The organism is Verminephrobacter aporrectodeae subsp. tuberculatae At4, from assembly GCF_000193225.1.
Taxonomy (GTDB): Bacteria; Pseudomonadota; Gammaproteobacteria; order Burkholderiales; family Burkholderiaceae_C; genus Acidovorax; species Acidovorax aporrectodeae.
This window is the reverse complement of record NZ_AFAL01000009.1, coordinates 1-215: the sequence shown is the minus strand read 5'-3', so window position 1 is coordinate 215 and position 215 is coordinate 1. Positions and strand designations below refer to the sequence as shown.

At 64.2% G+C, this 215-nt stretch carries 1 protein-coding gene; it reads left to right on the top strand.

Annotation, left to right across the window (positions count from 1 at the left end; all coding sequences use genetic code 11):
• Positions 1–43: 43 nt before the first annotated feature.
• On the top strand, positions 44–215 hold a 172-nt coding region (locus tag VTU_RS25015; protein WP_040891483.1), incomplete at its 3' end, for a tRNA (cytidine(34)-2'-O)-methyltransferase.

The following is a 215-nucleotide window of genomic DNA, read 5'->3' as shown; positions in this document are numbered from 1 at the left end:
AGACGCCCGGCGCACGCGGCCGGAAGCCAACAAAATAGCCGCCATGTTCCACATCGTCCTTGTCGAACCCGAAATCCCGCCCAACACCGGCAATGTGATTCGCCTGGCGGCGAACACGGGCTGCACGCTGCACCTGATAGAGCCCCTGGGGTTTTCGATGGAAAACCGGCTGATGCGCCGCGCCGGGCTGGACTACCGCGAATACGCGCAGGTGC